Source organism: Xanthomonas sp. LMG 12461, from assembly GCF_009192935.1.
GTDB classification, from domain to species: Bacteria; Pseudomonadota; Gammaproteobacteria; order Xanthomonadales; family Xanthomonadaceae; genus Xanthomonas_A; species Xanthomonas_A sontii.
Window position 1 is genome coordinate 1 of sequence record NZ_NQYT01000018.1, and the last position, 16,761, is coordinate 16,761.

At 64.3% G+C, this 16,761-nt stretch carries 15 protein-coding genes and 1 pseudogene; 9 read left to right on the plus strand and 7 right to left on the minus strand.

Features of this window, described 5'->3' with window-relative positions; genetic code table 11:
• On the plus strand, positions 1-1,481 hold a 1,481-nt coding region (locus tag CEK68_RS04755; RefSeq protein ID WP_152238698.1), incomplete at its 5' end, for an ABC transporter ATP-binding protein.
• A gap of 192 nt (positions 1,482-1,673) precedes the next feature.
• Here CEK68_RS04755 and CEK68_RS04760 read toward each other — a convergent pair.
• The 3 genes from CEK68_RS04760 to CEK68_RS04770 all read right to left on the minus strand — a co-directional run bounded on the left by CEK68_RS04760 (position 1,674) and on the right by CEK68_RS04770 (position 4,065).
• A complete protein-coding gene (locus CEK68_RS04760) occupies positions 1,674-1,949 on the minus strand; it encodes a hypothetical protein (protein ID WP_017910537.1) in 276 nt (91 codons plus the stop codon).
• 272 nt (positions 1,950-2,221) lie between these two features.
• The gene (locus CEK68_RS04765; protein ID WP_226977754.1) at positions 2,222-3,502 is read right to left on the minus strand and encodes a phospholipase D-like domain-containing protein; all 1,281 of its coding nucleotides are present in this window, start codon (positions 3,500-3,502) and stop codon (positions 2,222-2,224) included.
• 332 nt (positions 3,503-3,834) lie between these two features.
• Positions 3,835-4,065 carry a hypothetical protein gene (locus tag CEK68_RS04770; protein WP_017913716.1) on the minus strand — a complete coding sequence of 77 codons (231 nt, stop codon included), beginning with the start codon at positions 4,063-4,065 and terminating at the stop codon, positions 3,835-3,837.
• A 190-nt stretch (positions 4,066-4,255) separates the two neighbouring features.
• Here CEK68_RS04770 and CEK68_RS04775 point away from each other — a divergent pair, with 190 nt between their 5' ends.
• The 6 genes from CEK68_RS04775 to CEK68_RS04800 are packed head-to-tail and all read left to right on the plus strand — an operon-like array spanning position 4,256 to position 8,786.
• Entirely contained in the window at positions 4,256-4,765 is a 510-nt protein-coding gene (locus CEK68_RS04775; RefSeq protein ID WP_150409122.1) for a DUF2796 domain-containing protein, read from the plus strand.
• Entirely contained in the window at positions 4,762-5,475 is a 714-nt protein-coding gene (locus tag CEK68_RS04780) for an ATP-binding cassette domain-containing protein (protein WP_043092026.1), read from the plus strand. Before CEK68_RS04775 ends, CEK68_RS04780 begins: the two co-directional genes overlap by 4 nt.
• A gap of 2 nt (positions 5,476-5,477) precedes the next feature.
• Positions 5,478-6,731, plus strand: a complete 1,254-nt coding sequence (locus tag CEK68_RS04785) for an ABC transporter permease (RefSeq protein ID WP_193314114.1) — start codon at positions 5,478-5,480, stop codon at positions 6,729-6,731.
• Between the two features lie 2 nt (positions 6,732-6,733).
• Positions 6,734-7,330: a DUF3299 domain-containing protein gene (locus CEK68_RS04790; RefSeq protein WP_017916601.1), complete on the plus strand. Its 597-nt coding sequence runs from the start codon at positions 6,734-6,736 to the stop codon at positions 7,328-7,330.
• Positions 7,317-7,967: a DUF3299 domain-containing protein gene (locus CEK68_RS04795; protein ID WP_226977755.1), complete on the plus strand. Its 651-nt coding sequence runs from the start codon at positions 7,317-7,319 to the stop codon at positions 7,965-7,967. Before CEK68_RS04790 ends, CEK68_RS04795 begins: the two co-directional genes overlap by 14 nt.
• 12 nt (positions 7,968-7,979) lie before the next feature.
• A complete protein-coding gene (locus CEK68_RS04800; protein ID WP_226977756.1) occupies positions 7,980-8,786 on the plus strand; it encodes a hypothetical protein in 807 nt (268 codons plus the stop codon).
• Positions 8,787-8,908: 122 nt separating this feature from the next.
• Here CEK68_RS04800 and CEK68_RS04805 read toward each other — a convergent pair whose 3' ends face one another.
• Positions 8,909-9,826 carry a LysR family transcriptional regulator gene (locus tag CEK68_RS04805; RefSeq protein ID WP_152238700.1) on the minus strand — a complete coding sequence of 306 codons (918 nt, stop codon included), beginning with the start codon at positions 9,824-9,826 and terminating at the stop codon, positions 8,909-8,911.
• Positions 9,827-9,963: 137 nt separating this feature from the next.
• Here CEK68_RS04805 and CEK68_RS04810 point away from each other — a divergent pair, with 137 nt between their 5' ends.
• Positions 9,964-11,181, plus strand: a complete 1,218-nt coding sequence (locus tag CEK68_RS04810; RefSeq protein ID WP_152238701.1) for an FAD-dependent monooxygenase — start codon at positions 9,964-9,966, stop codon at positions 11,179-11,181.
• Between the two features lie 579 nt (positions 11,182-11,760).
• Here CEK68_RS04810 and CEK68_RS04820 read toward each other — a convergent pair.
• Both CEK68_RS04820 and CEK68_RS04825 read right to left on the minus strand, forming a co-directional pair.
• Positions 11,761-12,201, minus strand: a complete 441-nt coding sequence (locus CEK68_RS04820) for a hypothetical protein (RefSeq protein WP_193314111.1) — start codon at positions 12,199-12,201, stop codon at positions 11,761-11,763.
• A gap of 332 nt (positions 12,202-12,533) precedes the next feature.
• On the minus strand, positions 12,534-13,964 hold the full coding sequence (locus tag CEK68_RS04825; protein ID WP_152238704.1) for a hypothetical protein: 1,431 nt from the start codon (positions 13,962-13,964) through the stop codon (positions 12,534-12,536).
• A gap of 406 nt (positions 13,965-14,370) precedes the next feature.
• On the opposite strand from CEK68_RS04825, the pseudogene CEK68_RS04830 reads away from it, so the two are divergent.
• Positions 14,371-14,586 (plus strand): annotated as a pseudogene (locus CEK68_RS04830) (ATPase); the annotation flags it as partial.
• A gap of 347 nt (positions 14,587-14,933) precedes the next feature.
• Here the strand turns inward: CEK68_RS04830 and CEK68_RS04840 are convergent.
• Positions 14,934-16,757: a UvrD-helicase domain-containing protein gene (locus CEK68_RS04840; RefSeq protein WP_226977757.1), complete on the minus strand. Its 1,824-nt coding sequence runs from the start codon at positions 16,755-16,757 to the stop codon at positions 14,934-14,936.
• Positions 16,758-16,761: the final 4 nt, after the last annotated feature.

The following is a 16,761-nucleotide window of genomic DNA, read 5'->3' on the forward strand; positions in this document are numbered from 1 at the left end:
TCGTTGCCGCCAGCAGCGGCTTCGCCCTGCTGCGTTGGTGGGGCACACGACTGGCCGCGGACCTGGCCAGCCGCCACGCGCTGGACCTGCGCCGGCAGGTGCATGCGCGCCTGCTGCAGGCGCCGCTGCCGGCCCTGGCCGATGCCAGCTCGGCGGAAATCGCCAACCTGCTCACCTACAACGTCGAGATCGTGGTGCAGGGCTTCAGCGCGCTGCTGCAACTGCTGGTGGCGGCGATCACCGCGGCGGTGAGCCTGGCCGCGGCGTTCCTGGTCTCGCCCATGCTGGTGCTGGCACTGCCGCCGCTGCTGGCGCTGGGCCTGCTCGCCTTCCGCATCGCCGGCCACGAACAGGCCCGGGTCAGCCGCGAGTACGTCGCCGACATGACCCGGCTGTTCTGGCTCAGCGAGGATTTCCCGCGGCGCCTGCGCCACGTGCGCTCGTTCGCCCGCGAGGCGCGCGAGCAGGAAGCCTACGAAGCGATCGCCGGTCGGCTCGCCTACGGCTACGCGCGCCAGCAGGCGCTGGTCGCCTCCGGCCGCCTGTTGCTGGAACTGGCGGCGGTGGCGGCCATCGCCGCGATCATGCTGCTGGCCGGAGTGTGGCACGGCATCGACCGCGGCGCGCTGATCACCGTCGGCCTGCTGCTGGGGCGGCTGCTGCCGTACCTGGTCTCGACCCGGCAGAGCGTGCAGCAACTGCGCTCGGCCGCGCCTGCGCTGGAATTGTGGCAGCGCTACGTCGCGCTCGGCACGCTGCCAACGCCACCTGGCACCTTGGCGGCACAGCCCGGTGCGGCGACAGAAGCGACGGCGCCGATCCAGATCGAACGCATCGGCCTGGCGCCGCCGCTGGCCGCGGTGGCCTTGACCGGTCTGGTCCTCGCGCCGGGCACGCTGACCCTGATCAGCGGCCCATCCGGCGTCGGCAAGAGCAGCCTGATGGACGCGCTGGCCGGCATGGTCGCGCCACCGCAGTTCGCCGCGCACTGCGACGGCCGTGCGCTCGACTTCGCCGGCTACCGCGCCGCGCTGCAGCCCTTGGCCTATGTCGCCCAGGGCGTGCGACCCTGGCAGCACAGCGTGCGCCACTGCCTGGCCTGGGCGGCGCCGGCCGCGAGCGAGGCCACGATGTGGGAAGCCCTGCGCGACGTCGGCCTGGCCACGCGCCTGCAGGGCGGCGCCGGCCTGGACACCGCCGCACACGGCGCCGGCGCGCGCCTGTCCGGCGGCGAACTGCAGCGGTTGCTGCTCGCCCAGGTGCTGCTGCGGCAACCGCGCGTCGCCTTGCTCGACGAAGCCACCAGTGCGCTCGACGCCGCCGCCGAACAGCAGGTCCTGAGCACGTTGCGGCGGCGGCTGCCGCAGACCGCCCTGGTCGCGGTCTCGCACCGCCTCGGCCTGACCGCCATCGCCGACCACTGCGTGATGGTGCAACGCGGGACCGTGTCGCCGCTGCTGTTGGCTGATCGGGCTTCCTGAGCCGACAGCATCTCCGCCAGCACCGCCTTCATGAGCAGGGGCCACACGCTGCTCGGTCCGCTGCAGCCTACTGCTTCGTATGCGTCAGGCAGTCCGATATTTGGGACCAGCAGAAAAACAAAACCCCGCAAGCGGGGTCTTGTTCCTAGGCCATGCCATCTGGACAGGCAAGGCTAAATGGCCACACGCCCCCTACGGGATATCGCACTTCATCTTTCCATCCACGTAGTACGGCTTGGGAACGTCCGGATTCTGGCTGGTCTTCTCGAACACCACCTCGAACGAGTTGGGGTCCGGCTTACCCTTGCGTTCAGTGCAGGCGTCCTGCAACTTCTTCTTGACCGCGGCGATGCCGGCGTCGCGGTTGGCACCGTCGGCGCTGTTGGTGAGATTGGCGACCTCGGCGAAAGCCGGCGAGGCAAGGCCCAACAAGCTTCCTGCGAACACGAGTGCGTGCAGCGTCTTCATGGCGTCTCCTTGTTTTGATGTCCGTACGCGGTGGGAGGCGTGCGTTGTGGCGCATGCGGTAATGCCCGGCGCTGCGGCCGCCCTCCAGCGCGGAGCCAGGATAGGGAGTGCTGGTTAAGACTTCGTAGGGATCGGCGCGCAAGACCGTCGCAGCAACATTCGACAGGTTAACGCAGCGCATTGACGCGGCGCTGGGTCTTCGGGCCGAGCGCATGCTTTGACACGCGCCGGCTCGCCCATGGACGCACAGGCCGCGCAGGACGACTCAGCGACTACTCGGTACGCGGCGCCTCGTAGTTCTGCCCAGGCTGCAGCGTGGTGACGTAGGGGCCGTTCCAGTCGCGGTCGAAGATGCGCGTCAGCGTCTCGGCTGGCCCCTTGCCCTTGACGAACACCGAGGCGTCCACCGCGGTATTGAAGTAGCTCCATTCCCAGTTGCCGGTGCCGATCACGCTGCTGCGGTCGTCGGCCACCGCGTACTTGGCGTGCTCGACCCGCGCATACGGGATGAAGCCCTGCGGCGCCGGCGGCAGGCGGCTGAACTTCACCGCGATGTTCGGCAGTGCGGCCAGGCTTTTCAGATAGGCCTGCATCGGTTCGCGCAGCGCCCAGTCGGCGACGATGATGTGCACCTGCACGCCGCGGGCGGCGGCATCGCGGATGGCGCTATCGACCGGCGCCCACCAGCCCTTGGGCCCGAAGCTGCGGATCGCCGAGAGCGTCATCACCTGGATGCGCAGCGCATGCTGGCTGGCGCGGATCATCTCGACCAGGGCCGGCTCCTCGGCGCTGACCCACGCCGGCTGCAGCGCCGGCGGGCTGAACGCGGGGAAGGCGATCAGCGGCGCGTCGCTGCCGGCATCCAGCAGCACCGGATCGGTGGCGGTGACCGGAACGAAGTCCGGCGGCTGCACGCCGCGCGCCTGCGCCTTGGCCAGATTGCCTTCGTCGGCCAGGCGCCAGCTGTAGTCGAAGCTCGCGGCGAAGGTCTTGGCGAAGCGCGCGTCGTCGATGCGCGCGCCGATCTCATGGATCTGCTCCAGCGCCCGCCAATCCCAGTTCTGGCTGCCGACGAACACGCTGGCGTCGTCGACGATCATGTACTTGGCGTGCAGCACGCCGCCGGTCAGCGTATCGACCGGCAGCACCCGCACGGTGATGCCCGGCACCTTGCCCAGCCAGGCGACGCTGTCCGGGTTCTTGGCCAGGAAGGTGTGGTCGACCAGCAGGTGCACCGCCACCCCGGCGCGGGCGCGTGCGGCCAGCGCGTCCAGCACTGGGGTCAGTCCTGTGCCGGGCTTCTCGGAGATGTAGAACGCGGCGATGTCGATGCGCTGCCTGGCCCCGTTGATCATCGCCAGCCAGGTCTGCTGGGTGCGCGGCACGCCGGGTTCGCCGTAGACGCTGGCCTCGGGCACGCTCTCGACGATCTGGAACTGCGAGGGCTGCGGCCGGGCCTGGGCGCCGGTGGCTGCCGACAGCAGCAGGCAGGCCATGGCGGCGGACAGGAAGCGGCGTGCGGGATGCACGCTGGCGATGGAAGCGAGAGGCACGTTGGGTGTCCTTGCGGGAGCGTGGGAAGTGGATGCCGGGCGGCGATGCGCGTGCATGCTACCGGCAGCTGTCGTAGCTTGGCAGCCTGCTTTGCAGCGCATGTGTCAGTGAGATGGTGACGGCTAAGTTGGCATTCCCGTCCAGGGGCGTCAGCGCTTCAAGGCAGAGCGCGCCACCAATGCGCACGCAGGCCGCGGCCGACCTTCATCGCTTGACCACTCACGGTTCTGATTGGATCAGGGCGTCGCGATGCCGCGCCGCGCGGCGTTCGCAGAAGGAATGCATCGCCGTCCAACGGCACCGGCGACCGCGTCGTGCCGCGCGCGAGGGTTCAGGCGCGACCTTCGGCGAATGCGGCCTGCGCCTGCGCAAACCACTGCAGCACCTGCTGGCGATGCGGCTCGCCCCAGCAGCGCACGAACTGCTGGGTGTGGTGGTCGGTGAGGTCGTTGAGCGCGGCGATGCGTTGCGCGACGTAGGCAGGCTCCAGTCGCAGGCCGCAGTCGACCTCGATGCAGTGGCGCCAGGCGGTGTAGCTGTCGGGAATGATGGAAGAAGACATGAAGATCCCTGGAGTTCGGCGCCCATCGCGGCACAGGGTCGCCGTGCGAGGCGCGTCGGTGGTGGCCGGATGCGAACCGCGGCTGACTGACGGTAACGGCAGGCTTGCACCCGCGCTCGATAGTTCACTAATGTTATAGTGTAACTCAACCGATGCACTGCATATGCGACCTGGCATTCCCCTGATCCTGTTGCTCCTCTCCGCCAGCTCGCCAGCCACCGCTGCGATCCGCCACCACGGCCCGCACGTGCACGGCCAGGCCAACCTGGAGGTCGCCGTCGACGGCACCGCCGTGGACGTGCAGCTCAGCGCGCCCGGCATCGGCATCCTCGATTTCGAACACCCGACGCGCGATGCCGACGAGCGCCAGCGGCTGGAGGCCGCGGTCGCCACCCTGCGCGGTGTGGGCTGGTTGCAGTTCCCGGTCGCGGCGGCCTGTTCGTTGCGCAGCGCGCAGGTCACCACCGAGGGCTACGACGTGGCGATGGCCGATCCGGACGAGCCCGGCCACAGCCATGCCGAGTTCCACGCCCGGTACGCGTTCAACTGCACGCAGCCGGCGCGTCTGGATCACCTGCAGGTGCTGTTGCCACAACGTTTCCCCGGGCTGCACACGGTGCTGGTCGATGTCGCCACCGCTGCGGGCCAGGGCCGCATCGAGGTCGTGCCCGGGCAGACCCGGGTGAAGCTGCCGGAATGAACCAGCACCACGTCGTCGAACTGACCGAGGTGCGCTTCGGCTATCCCGGCGCCGCCGCACCGGTGCTGGACATCGCATCGTTTGCGCTGCCGCGTGGGCAACAGCTGTTGCTGCGCGGCGCCAGCGGATCGGGCAAGAGCACCTTGCTGGCGTTGATCGCCGGCGTGCTGCAGCCCACCGCCGGCTGCGTGCGCGTGGCCGGGCAGGACCTGGCGGCCTTGCGCAAGGCCGCACGCGACCGCTTCCGCGCCGACCACTGCGGCGTGGTGTTTCAGCAGTTCAACCTGCTGCCGTTCCTGAGCACCCGCGACAATATCGCGCTGGGCCTGCAGTTCTCGGCGCGCCGCGGCCGGCTGGCGGCGGGCACGCAGGCGCTGGACACCGAGATCGAACGGCTGATGGTCGCGCTGGGCCTGGACGTGGCGGCACTGTGGTCGCGCCCGGCCGCGCGCCTCAGCGTCGGCCAGCAGCAACGCGTGGCCGCCGCGCGCGCGTTGATCGCCCGGCCGCCGCTGCTGCTCGCCGACGAACCCACCTCCGCGCTCGACCCGGTCGCCGCGCAGGCCTTCCTGCAGTTGCTGTTCGCCGAGTGCCGGCAGGGCGGCACCAGTTCGATCGTGGTCAGTCACGATCCGTCGATCGCACCGCTGTTCGACGCCCAGGCCGACCTGGCCACGCTCAACCGCGCCGGCGCGGGAGGTGCACGATGAGCCTGTTGAAGCTGGCCCTGGCCAGCCTGCGCAGCCGGCGCCTGGGCGTGGCGTTGACCGTACTGGTGATCACCCTGAGCGTGACCCTGCTGCTGGGCGTGGAGCGGATCCGCACGCAGGCGCACGAAGGTTTCGCCAGCACCGTGTCGGGCACCGACCTGATCGTCGGCGCGCGCTCGGGTCCGGTGAACCTGTTGCTGTACTCGGTGTTCCACATCGGCGACGCCACCAACAACGTGTCGTGGAAGAGCTACCAGGACCTGAGCGCGATGCCCGAAGTGAAGTGGGCGGTGCCGCTGTCGCTGGGCGATTCCTACCGCGGCTACCGGGTGGTCGGCACCAGCACCGGCTTCTTCGAGCACTACCACTACGGCGCCAAGCATCCCCTGGCATTCGCGCAGGGCAGGGCGTTCGACGATCTCTACGATGCGGTGATCGGCGCCGACGTCGCCGCCGCGCTCGGCCGCCACCTCGGCGACGAGATCGTGCTGACTCACGGCACCGGCCGGATCAGTCTGGCTACCCATGCCGACAAGCCGTTCCGGATCGTCGGCATCCTGCGCCGCACCGGCACGCCGGTGGATTCCAGCGTGCTGGTCTCGCTGCAGGCGATCGAGGCGATCCATATCGACTGGCATTCCGGCGTGCGGCTTCCGGGCCACCACGTCAGCGCCGCGCAGGCGCGGGCGATGGACCTGACCCCGGACACCATCACCGCCTTCATGCTCGGCCTGAAGACCCGCATCGCCACCTTCTCGGTGCAGCGGCGGATCAACGAGTACCCCGAGGAAGCGATGCTGGCGATCATGCCCGGCGTCACCCTGCAACAGTTGTGGGGCACGCTGGGCACGGCCGAAGGCGCCCTGCGCATGATCGCCTCGCTGGTGGTGCTGCTCGGCCTGGTGTCGATGGTCGCGCTGCTGGTGGCCACGCTGCAGGAGCGCCGGCGCGAGATGGCGATCCTGCGCGCGGTCGGCGCACGGCCGCGCGACATCGCCTGGTTGCTGCTGTTCGAGGCCGGCCTGGTCACCGTGGTGTCGTGCGCACTGGCGCTGCTGGCGGTGACCGCGGCCAGCTGGCTGGCGCGCGGTTGGGTGCTCGATCATTTCGGCCTGGCGATCAACCGCATCGCACCCAGCGCGGCGGAATGGGGCTGGCTCGGCTGCGTGCTGCTGGCCGGCGTGCTCGCCGGCATCGTGCCGGCCCTGCTGGCCTATCGCCGCACCCTGGCCGATGGCCTGTCGCCGGAGCTGTGAGCATGACCCGCTGGATCCTTCCCTTGCTGGCGCTCGCACTGCTGTGCGGCTGCGGCCGCCAGCAACAAGCCCCCATTCCGGAAAAAGCGCAGGCGACAGCGGCGGCGCAGCCAGCACCGACCAAGGAAGCGGCGATCAACCCGCCACTGGGCGAGCCCGATGCCGACGGCTATCGCGAGCTGGACTGGAGCGCGATGCTGCCGCCGGCCGAGCTGAAGGCGCTGGAAAACAGCGAGGAACCAGCGGTCAACCACACCGGCAAGCGTGCGATGCCGCAGACCGGTACCTACAACACCGTGGCCGCCGTGCTGGCGCGCAAGGTGCGCCTGCCGGGCTACGTGGTGCCGCTGGACAGCGACGACGCCGGCCGCGTGCGCGAGTTCCTGTTCGTGCCGTACTACGGCGCCTGCATCCACGTGCCGCCCCCGCCACCGAACCAGATCGTGCATGTGCGCCTGGATACCCCGATCGACCCGCCCGACATGTACAGCCCGTTCTACCTGAGCGGCCAACTGCGCGCGGAAACCCTCCACGGCGAACTCGCCGGTACCGCCTACACGATGGAGCAGGCGCACCTGCATCCCTATGAAAAAGGCTGATCGCCATTTCCTGCCGGTTGCGTTGCTGTGCCTGCTGGCGGGCTGCCACGGTGATGGCGGGAAGCAGCCGGACACGACGCCGGCACCATCGCCGGCAGCGACGCATGCGACCGCAGCCGCCGACGCCGTCCCGGACACAGTGGAGCGCTGGGAACAACTGGCGCCGGCGAACGACATCTACCAGCGCCCGCCGCCGCGGATCGGCACGGCGTGGCGAGGCGACGCCGCGGTGCTGGATCAGCCGGCGCCGGTCGACGATGGTCCCTCGGTGGTCAATGGCATGCCGATCGACCATTCCGGCACCCAGCGCGCCGCGCAGTTCGGTTCATCGCAAGTGGTGAAGGGCCTGGAAGGCAAACGCTTCGCCCTGGACGGCTACGTGGTGCCGCTGGAAAGCGACGACCAGGGCAAGGTCAGCGAACTGCTGTTCGTGCCGTTCTATGGCGCCTGCATCCACGTACCACCGCCGCCACCGAACCAGATCCTGCACGTGGTGCTGCGCACCCCGATCGACGTCCCGGAGCTGTGGGACCCGTTCCACCTGCGGGGGCGACTGCATCTGGCCGACTTCAAGGCCGATATCGCCAATGCCACCTACGAGGCGGAAGACGCCACGCTCACCCCGGTGCAGGGCTGAGGGCACGGTCCGATGCGCCTGAAGTCGCCGATGCGTTTGGCGATCGCGATCGCCGCCTGTGGCGTCGTCGTTGCCGGCGGCGTGCTGTTGGCATTGCGTACGCACGGGCATGTGGCACCGACACCGCGTGCTGCTGCGACCACGGCGATCCACCCGCCAACTGTGCCCGCATTTCATGTCGCGCCATTGTCCGAAGATGCAGCCGACAAGCGCATCACCACACTGCTGCACAGCGACGCCGCATTCGCGCGCGACGCCACATTCCTGATTGCGGCCAGCATCCGCGAACGCTGCGCACCGGCCCATTCTGGTGAATTGGCCAAGATGGCCAACCGCGCCCGCCTGCCGGTGCTGGTCGCAACGTCCGAGGTGACGACGCGCGAACCCGACCTGGACCATCCGATCTACCAAGCGATCCAGCGCATCGCCGCCGCTGCGCCCTGCGACCGCGCGCTCGACCTGACGGCGACCGGCCTGCCGCTGCAACTGGACCCGGAACGCTACGCGGCCGCGTTCCCCGACAGCTACTACCAACCCACGCTGGACACCGTGCCGCACGAGTACTCCGGCCAATCGCTAGGCGCCCGCGCGGCACAGGAATGCCAGTCCATCGCCTATGCGGTGTTGCCACTGGGCCGGGATGGCTGGCAGTGCAGAGCGCTGTGGTCCGGCATGCGCCCGCGGATCGTCAAAGCCTGCGAACAAGCCCGTAGCGAAGGCGGGCAGGGGGCAGGTGAGGCGATTCCGCCGGAGGTCGCGAAACGGCTGACGCCGGTGGTGGCGGGCTTGCTGGAGAAGTTGCCGGAATCCTGTCGCTGAGTGCGCGCGCGTGCTTTTGCACGGCGGAAGCTAACGGCTGCGAACGGCAGGCGTTGGCCAAGACAGAAGTTTGCGGAGTAGCTGATTAGGGAGGCTTCCACGCCACGTTGTTGCAACGTGCCTTACGTTGACGTACCCCCGAACACCTGCAATCGCACCTGGATGAACTCCAGCAACGCCCGAACCCGCGCAGTGACCGAATGACGGTGACTGTAGGCGCCAAGCAATTGCAGCGGGGCAGGGCTTAGATCCAGTTGAACTTCCTGCAACCGGCCCGCGGCAAGATCGTCCTGGCATGGGTAAGCAGCAACGATCGCGAAGCCAAGGCCCTGACGCGCGCCCGCCACCGCAAGTTCCCCGCTGTTGACGCGATAGCGGCTGCGCACGGGTACCTTCACGATCTCACCCGCAGGATCGAGAAACTGCCAGGGCTGACCCTTCAGTGCGCTCACGGTGGTGATGCACGGCAAGGACTTGAGTTCGCGCACGTGTCGCGGCGTCCCGGTTTGGGCCAATAGCGCGGGGGACGCGACCACGATGCTGGGCAAGGTCGCCAGTTCGCGGGTGATGAACGTACTGTCATCCTGACGCCCGCGATGGAAGACGAGGGAGAGATCCATGTCCTCGCGCAACACTTCCAGGCCGGTGAGGCGCGTGTCGCATTCCAACTCGATGCCCGGATGGAGGCTGCAGAATTCCGCGAGGATAGGCGCGAGCAACCTGGGCGCTTCGTTGGGCATGCACATCCTGAGAGGCCCCTTCAATTCGCCTTGTACTGCGCCGAGCTCCTCCTCCGTGGAGAGCAAAGCGTCGAGGAGCGGCTTGGCACGGGCATAAACCAGCCTCCCGGCTTCCGTCATGCGCAGATGGCGCGTGCTGCGTTCCAGCAAGCGCACGCCCAGCCTGCGCTCCAGTGCCGCGACATGACGGCTGACGTTGGACGACGGCAAGGCCAGCAGGCGCCCAGCCCCGGAAAAGCTCTGCGCGTCGACGACGGCCACATAGACGCGGACTGCATTCAGATCGAGGTTGGTGCGCACTATTGTCCCAAATAGGGTATGAAACCCCGCCATTTTCGCATGCTAGTTAGCGGAATTGGCGAGGTCCAAGATGCACTCCCGTCCAATGGCTGCCCTGCAACGGCACGCCTGGACCAATCGAATCGGGATGTATCGGCATGGAGATCGGAATACTGGGTGGCGGCATTGCAGGCTTGAGCGTGGCCCTCGCGTTGCACAAGCAGGGGCACACCCTCCGCGTCTATGAACGTCGGAACGGGCCGGCCACCATGGGCGCTGGCGTGACGCTTTGGCCCAACGCGGGCTTTGTGCTGCAAGAACTCGGATTGTTGGAGGATGTCGGGGCAGTGGGCGGTCGGCCAGTGTCGGTACACCGCAAAGACGCAGCGGGTAACGCGCTGGGTGGCCTGGACATCACATTGCTGGACCAACTCATGGGCTACCCGACCCATACGATCCTGCGCCGCGACTTGCAGGCGGTACTGCTGGACCACGTGGCACGCGCTGGTATCCAGGTGGAGTTCGGGCATCGGGCGGTCGCGATTGATCTGGATGCCGGCGGCAAGGCCGTGGAACGGTTCGAGAACGGGAAGAGCATCTGTCCGGATCTGCTCATTGGCGCGGATGGCCGCATGGGCTCGGTGGCGCGCAAGTTCGTCGCCGGGGACAACACGCCCATCTACCAAGGGTTCGTGAACTGGATCGGCGTTGCCCAGGGAAGTGTCCCGTTGCTGAGCGACATGGCGATTCATGACTACTGGGGGGCTGGCGACCGTTTCGGCTGCGTGCCGATCCGGACGGATCTGGTGTACTGGGCCGCCGCGCAGGCGCGGCCATTGCCCGAGGCGACGCCCGCAGCGGAGATGCGCAAGGAAGTGATGGATCTGTTTGCAGGATGGCCGGAGCCTGTCGCACGCCTCATCGAAGCCACGCCGGCGCACTCCATCCAACTGATCGCCGTGCACGACGTGGAGCCGCTGCACGCCTGGAGCCGAGCAAACGTGCTGCTCGTCGGCGATGCGGCGCACGCGCCGCTACCAACCTCGGGTCAGGGCGCCTGTCAGGCGTTGGAAGACGCCTGGCATCTGGCGCGGTGCCTCGAAGAGGCCGACGGTGCGCTGGATCAAGCATTGCCGCGCTTTGCCGCAATCCGCGGACCCAAGACCACCAAGCTGGCAGAGCAGGGCAGAATGTTCGCGCGCGGCCTGTTCGCCCAAGACCCCGAAACCTGCCGTCTTCGCAACGAGCGCGCCAAGGCATCCGATCCATTGCGTGATGCCCAGGCCATGGCGGCAGGATGGTCGCAGGGGTTGCCGATGGCGTACTGCATTGACGGGACGCCACTGGACGGCGCTGGCAGTCTGTATCGCCTTTGACAGACAATCCTGATGCGAGCGTCGCGTAGCACCTCCGCTGCAGGGAGTATTTCCACCGGATCCGGGGATCCATTTTATTGGGTTGCTACGTCATGCTGATCAAAGACCTGCCACTGCGCTGCCCCTGTTGTGGCTACAAGACGCTGTCCGAGCGAGGGGGATTTGAGATTTGCGCTGTTTGTTTCTGGGAGGATGATGGCCAAGACGACGATGATGCTGATGAGGTACTAAGTGGCCCGAATGGCAACCTCAGCCTCACACAAGCCCGAGCGAACTATCAGCAATTTGGCGCCTCTCGCAGACAGGATCTCCGCTATGTACGTCCTCCCTTAAGTGAAGAGAAGTAGAGCGGGTCCTAGCCAACGCGACTTCCTGGCTCGGGTTACGCCGATATCGTGAAAGTTTTTCTTATGGAAGCAAGCGTAACCGGGAAGCGATTAGGGATGTTTATCGGGGGTAGGGAAGAGTCTCTACAGCCGTTCCGATATTCATCGCAAAACATTGATCCAAAGACGCCCGAGCTCAAGAGACTCATTGGCAGCCATACCTTTATCGGTCTGACCGACGCGCTTCGATCTCCTAGATGTATGCCTTGATGGCGTCGCCCGGAAGCCACACGTACTTATTCACCTCATCGAGCAGTTCTGGCCGTAGGGCAAGTGGTGAGTTGACCAGATGTCGGCGAGGGCGCCATTGCAGGGATTTACGATGGTGCTGGTTGAAGAGCAGATTGTTCCAGACCAAGAATGGGCGAGCGGGGTGGTCTCGCTTCGCCAAGATCTTCTCTAGGACGCCGCCCGGAATGAGAAACCGGCGCGCTGGCTTGCGCAGTTCAAATTCGATCGTTCTCAGGTACTTGGGTAGCATGTCGATGATCTCGCCGGCGCCGGTCGTGATCGTATGGTCGAGGACACGGCAGTACAACCGGACCTCCCATACCGCTCGGTCGAGCATGAGCAGTTCCTGGCCGTCCAGGTGGTATGAGCTTTCCAGATAGAGGAAGCGGCCATACGTATCCAAGTGCTCGATTATCTGCATTGACGTTGCGGACAAAGACATCTCGAACCGGGCTTGTTTGGTCAACTCCAGCGCACGGGCAGATCGTGTCTCAGCGACTCCTTGCCCTTCGGCTGCGGGATGCGGTTGTAGGGCAAGATGGCCTTGATGTGCTTTTCGATCGCCTACAGTCCCGACCACAGGAACTGCGGATATAGCGTCGTCCGGTATGCGGCCCGCGCCATGTTTAGTCCTGGTCGGCGATGTCACGGAAGGAGCGGGTGGCAAAGTCATTGAGATATCGTTGGCACGCTTCCCGCCTCTTCTAGCTTGTCGAGCGAACTGCGCATCATGCATCAACGGTTAGGCGTCGCAGGTGAAGCAGCGCCCAGCTCAGCACGACGAGCCGTTTTCACACCAGCGGCATACCAGCAAACTGACGTCCCCGGCTTGCTGTCGACAAACATCATCCATGGGGCTGACATGCACAGCTCAGCCTCATCCTCGCTCACCTTCACCTCGCATGCTCCCTTGTAGGGGCACACATGGGCCGCGATGGAGCTGGTCGGCGCCATAGTCCCGTCACCGCCATGATGCAGACTATTGAAATGAAACGCTGACTGAAGTGCAGCCAGCCCTGAAATTTGGTACTCATCGTTGGCAACGTGTCCTGGGCCAATCCAATTAATCGTAAGTTCTGCTTCCCCGTCCTCTTTTGCCTTCGGTTTCTCCTGAAGCACCATCGCGTCAACTAGATTGCCTACTACCCGCCTGAAACCTTCGACATCGAGTGGTTGCTCGATTAATAGGCGTTCCGGGGCAAGCAGGCGCCGACGGCAGAAGCTTGCGCGATCGACAAGCTCCAGATAGGCGGAAAGTCCCGCCGCTACCATTGGATCGGCTGCGGTGGTTGACATGACTTCCCCCAGTTTTTCGATGATAGCCTTCGATTCCTCCAATCCCTCGAGGATGATGGGGGCAATCACTTCTTCGGCAGGCCGCTCGGATTGGCGAACTGCCTCACAGGCCCTCTGCAACGTAAGACCAACCGCGCGATGACCGAGAGCGGCGTTGCCGATCAAAATCCGCTCGAGCACAGAAGTTTCGCGACCGACCCAAGCATCGATGAGCTCACCGTAGGCACGGTAGGGATAGAGAGGTACCTGTGCGTCAAGCTGGTCCGGGAGCTCTTTGCCCTGCAGACGCCGTATCTCGCGATCCACTGCATAGGCGACACCCTCTGTAACGAAGCTATAGGCAATCTCCATCTCGTCCGTGACCACCGTCCCGTCAGATCGTGTCCCGCGAGCGACAACGGCGAGCCGTTCAACCTCGATGATGGCCGAGTCAGTAGGCTGAATACGCCGCGGCGGGTCGAATTCCAATCGTCCAATGATTGTGCCAAAGGCAATTTTTTTCTGGCCTCGAAGCTCCTGCATGCAACGAAGGATCCCGATCAACTGGCCGCGATTGGGCTCATCCAGTGCTTCAAGGCCGAGGAAATGGCCATTTCCATTCGTGCCGGAGGCAGCACAACGGAGGAGGAGGAGATGGGACAGCAGATAGAGCTGGCCCGCCGTCGTTCCGATGCTGTGCAGATAGTGCACATACTCATGCGCATGCGTGGAGATCGCACGAGGTCCTGAGTCGTCATGCTCTGGCTCGAGATCAGCGAAAGTACTTGCACGAATGTGCAGCACCGACGGCAGAAATCGACCAAAGACGCTGTTATCCGCGCAGCCTAGGTAAGACGGTGCTCCCTCCGAAACCTCTCCCTGCAGCGTCACGTCACTTTCCGTATGAATCACTTCTATTCCCCCTATTGTTCGCCGTTGACGGATCGATAATTGATCGGTCGATCAATGTCCTACCGATGTTCCCTTTACACATTATAGGAGCAACGAAGGGCACATGGTGTCCGGCGAAGGCGCCGCCGGGCTCGCGTGCTTACGCCCCGCGCCTCGTAGAGTCGCGGCCATTCGGCTTTGACCCTGACGCCTCCGGCCTGAAGCGTTGCAACGGGCCTGCGCGCTGCCGCTTGTGCTGGAGATGGCTTAAGGGCGGCTTTGCTGTTCCTTTCATTGTCCCACGGAACGCTTGCGGCCCGTGTCGTCTTCGACCCTGTGACTGCTTCACGTAGAGCCATGGGACCGGTGGCCGGGCATTCCTGCCCGAGCAACCGGAGTCACCCTCATGAATGAAAAGTCCCACGTGTCGCTGGAACAGCGCGTCTGCCCGGCCTGCGGCAGCCCCCACGACACCGGCTCGATTCTGCTCGACAAACGCCTGCGCGCGAGGATGAATGAGAAAACGATCGTCGGCAGGGGCCTGTGCCCGGAGCACCAGTAGCTATACGACGCCGGGTTTGTCGCGCTGGTCGAATGCGACCCGGTACGCAACGGATCGCCCAAAGATGGCGACCTGGTCGGACCAGCGCAGGTGTCACTGGACCTTACTCTTGCCCCTCCGCAACTACTGGAGGCCACAACCATCGTCATTCCGTGACTGCACGTGTCCGGGCATTGCTGGAGTTGATACAAGTACGCTTGGCGGGATTGGCAAGCTCTCCCATGGATCCCAAACCGCGTGGGGCGGTTTAGGCATCGAAGTGATGCACCCGGCCCACAAATGTAGCCTTTCGAAGCGCAAGCAGTCGCTCTGCATGACTTCTTCAATGATTGCATTTGGCTGAAAGCAGATACTGGCAGGGGAAGGAGGGGATTAGATGGATTTATCGAGGGTAGGAATCTGCCAACTCAGTTCAACAGCTCTTCTATGACCTCATCCTCTGAGAACCAACCTTGATCGAGCACGAAGCGTTTAACGCGCTCAGGGTTAGAGCTATATGCCACCAAGGCGAGGCTCTTCTTTGCGCGACTTGTGGTTACGTAGAACAGTCTCCTGGTCGCTTCGAGAACCTTGCCTTCGGTCTTGCCACCGAAAAGGTCTTCATACTTAAACATGAAGCCGCGTGCCTCGGTGTCATCCATGATCACCATCACTCGGTCGAATTCCAATCCCTTAACGCCTTGGTGTGTGTCGAAGCGAGCGCGCCCAGCCAGGTATTCGCGAAGAGGCTCGACCTGCGAGAACGAAGCTGCCAGCAACCGATCGATGATCTCATGGCGCTTTTGGGTTGCTTCATCTACTGCTTCATCCGCGGCCCTTGGCTCAACATCATCTACCGTCCAGGCGAGGAGTCTCTCCGGCACCTCCAGAAGCCGGCTAGACGCGACACGCCGAAGCACCTGCAACAGCGATGGATCAGCCCCGTTCTTCCATAACGAAAGAAGATCATCGACGAATGCTTGAATCGCTACTAGGTGCGCTCTTCCAGGGCTTGCTCTTAAAGCCTCGGATGTAAGGAGCGGGGAGTGGGCTTTAAGCGTACGCATCAGGGCGAAGCCGTCACCACTTTGCCGAGCCTCTACTATCGATAAAATCTCGTTGGTGAAGAAGGTTGCAAGCGGTTGGGTTCCATTGAGCAGACTCATCGAATCAAGCTCATACAGCGCCGAGAATACATCCAGGCAGCCCAGCCGCGCGGCGGCCATTTTGTGCTCCAGCGTCAGCGTTTTAACCGCACTAGGAACCGTCCAGTAGGCATCGCCTGTAGTATCGGCCATAATCTTAACCATTCGTGCTTCCAGCTCGGGTTTGTTGCCACTCTCAGCAGGAATGACAAACAGACGCACGACCCCTTCGGCAGCATCGCTACGCGGCTGCTGCTGGTGATCGTCAACTGAGCTGCGCACCTTGTTTATGAGCGCCACGATGCGAGATGGGCATCGATGGTTCATCTTTTTGCTAGGCGTTTGCCAGCCATCTGGCAAATTCTTGCCTAAGTCGTCCTTACCGTCGGAGTAGATGCGCTGCATCATGTCTCCGATAAGCCCTAGCGAGAACGAACCGGCTTGCCGCGCCTCAACTTGAAAAAGTGCGTTAACTAACGCTTCGCTCGTATCTTGACTCTCGTCCACAAGGAGTATGGGATAGCGACCTACAAAGATGCTCTGCATACGGGGTTTCGAACTGAGCAGGTACGATGTAAGTTGGATCACCTCGGCATGGTTGAGGGAGTCGCGCGTGCGATTGGTGCCGGTGGGGCTATAAATGAAACGAGTGATTGAAGGCAGCATTTCAAGGCGCTTGACTGAGGATGCAATCTTCAGCTTTCGTTCGGTCGATGCCTTACCTGCTCGACCCTTGGCCTCTTGTGCCTGCAAGTCGCGAATGTCTTCCGTAAGCTTCGTCGTGAGCCATGCGCGAATATCATTATTTAGACCTTCGATCAATGACCAAGCGAAGCTGTGAATAGTGCGCACATCAAACAGTGGATCAAACCGGATTCGCCGCTTGATCTCATCCGAGGCAGCATTTGTGAAGGTAATTACGCCTACACGCTGGCCCGACCGCCGAAGCCGATCTCCCCATGTTCCTTGGATGTACTCAAGAGCCGACACCAGGGAGCGCGTCTTACCTGACCCAGCGCCCGCGAAGAGGAAAAAGCTCTTTGGGTTCGAAGGATCCAGACAGACGGCAATCTGCTCATCTACCAATCGATCGACATCGTCGTCCAAGACC

Coding starts and splice junctions, on each gene's coding strand:
- CEK68_RS04780 (WP_043092026.1), top strand. CDS start 4,762: ATGAACCAGCACCACGTCGTCGAACTGACCGAGGTGCGCTTCGGCTAT.
- CEK68_RS04760 (WP_017910537.1), bottom strand. CDS start 1,949: ATGAAGACGCTGCACGCACTCGTGTTCGCAGGAAGCTTGTTGGGCCTT.
- CEK68_RS04770 (WP_017913716.1), bottom strand. CDS start 4,065: ATGTCTTCTTCCATCATTCCCGACAGCTACACCGCCTGGCGCCACTGC.
- CEK68_RS04795 (WP_226977755.1), top strand. CDS start 7,317: ATGAAAAAGGCTGATCGCCATTTCCTGCCGGTTGCGTTGCTGTGCCTG.
- CEK68_RS04790 (WP_017916601.1), top strand. CDS start 6,734: ATGACCCGCTGGATCCTTCCCTTGCTGGCGCTCGCACTGCTGTGCGGC.
- CEK68_RS04810 (WP_152238701.1), top strand. CDS start 9,964: ATGGAGATCGGAATACTGGGTGGCGGCATTGCAGGCTTGAGCGTGGCC.
- CEK68_RS04800 (WP_226977756.1), top strand. CDS start 7,980: ATGCGCCTGAAGTCGCCGATGCGTTTGGCGATCGCGATCGCCGCCTGT.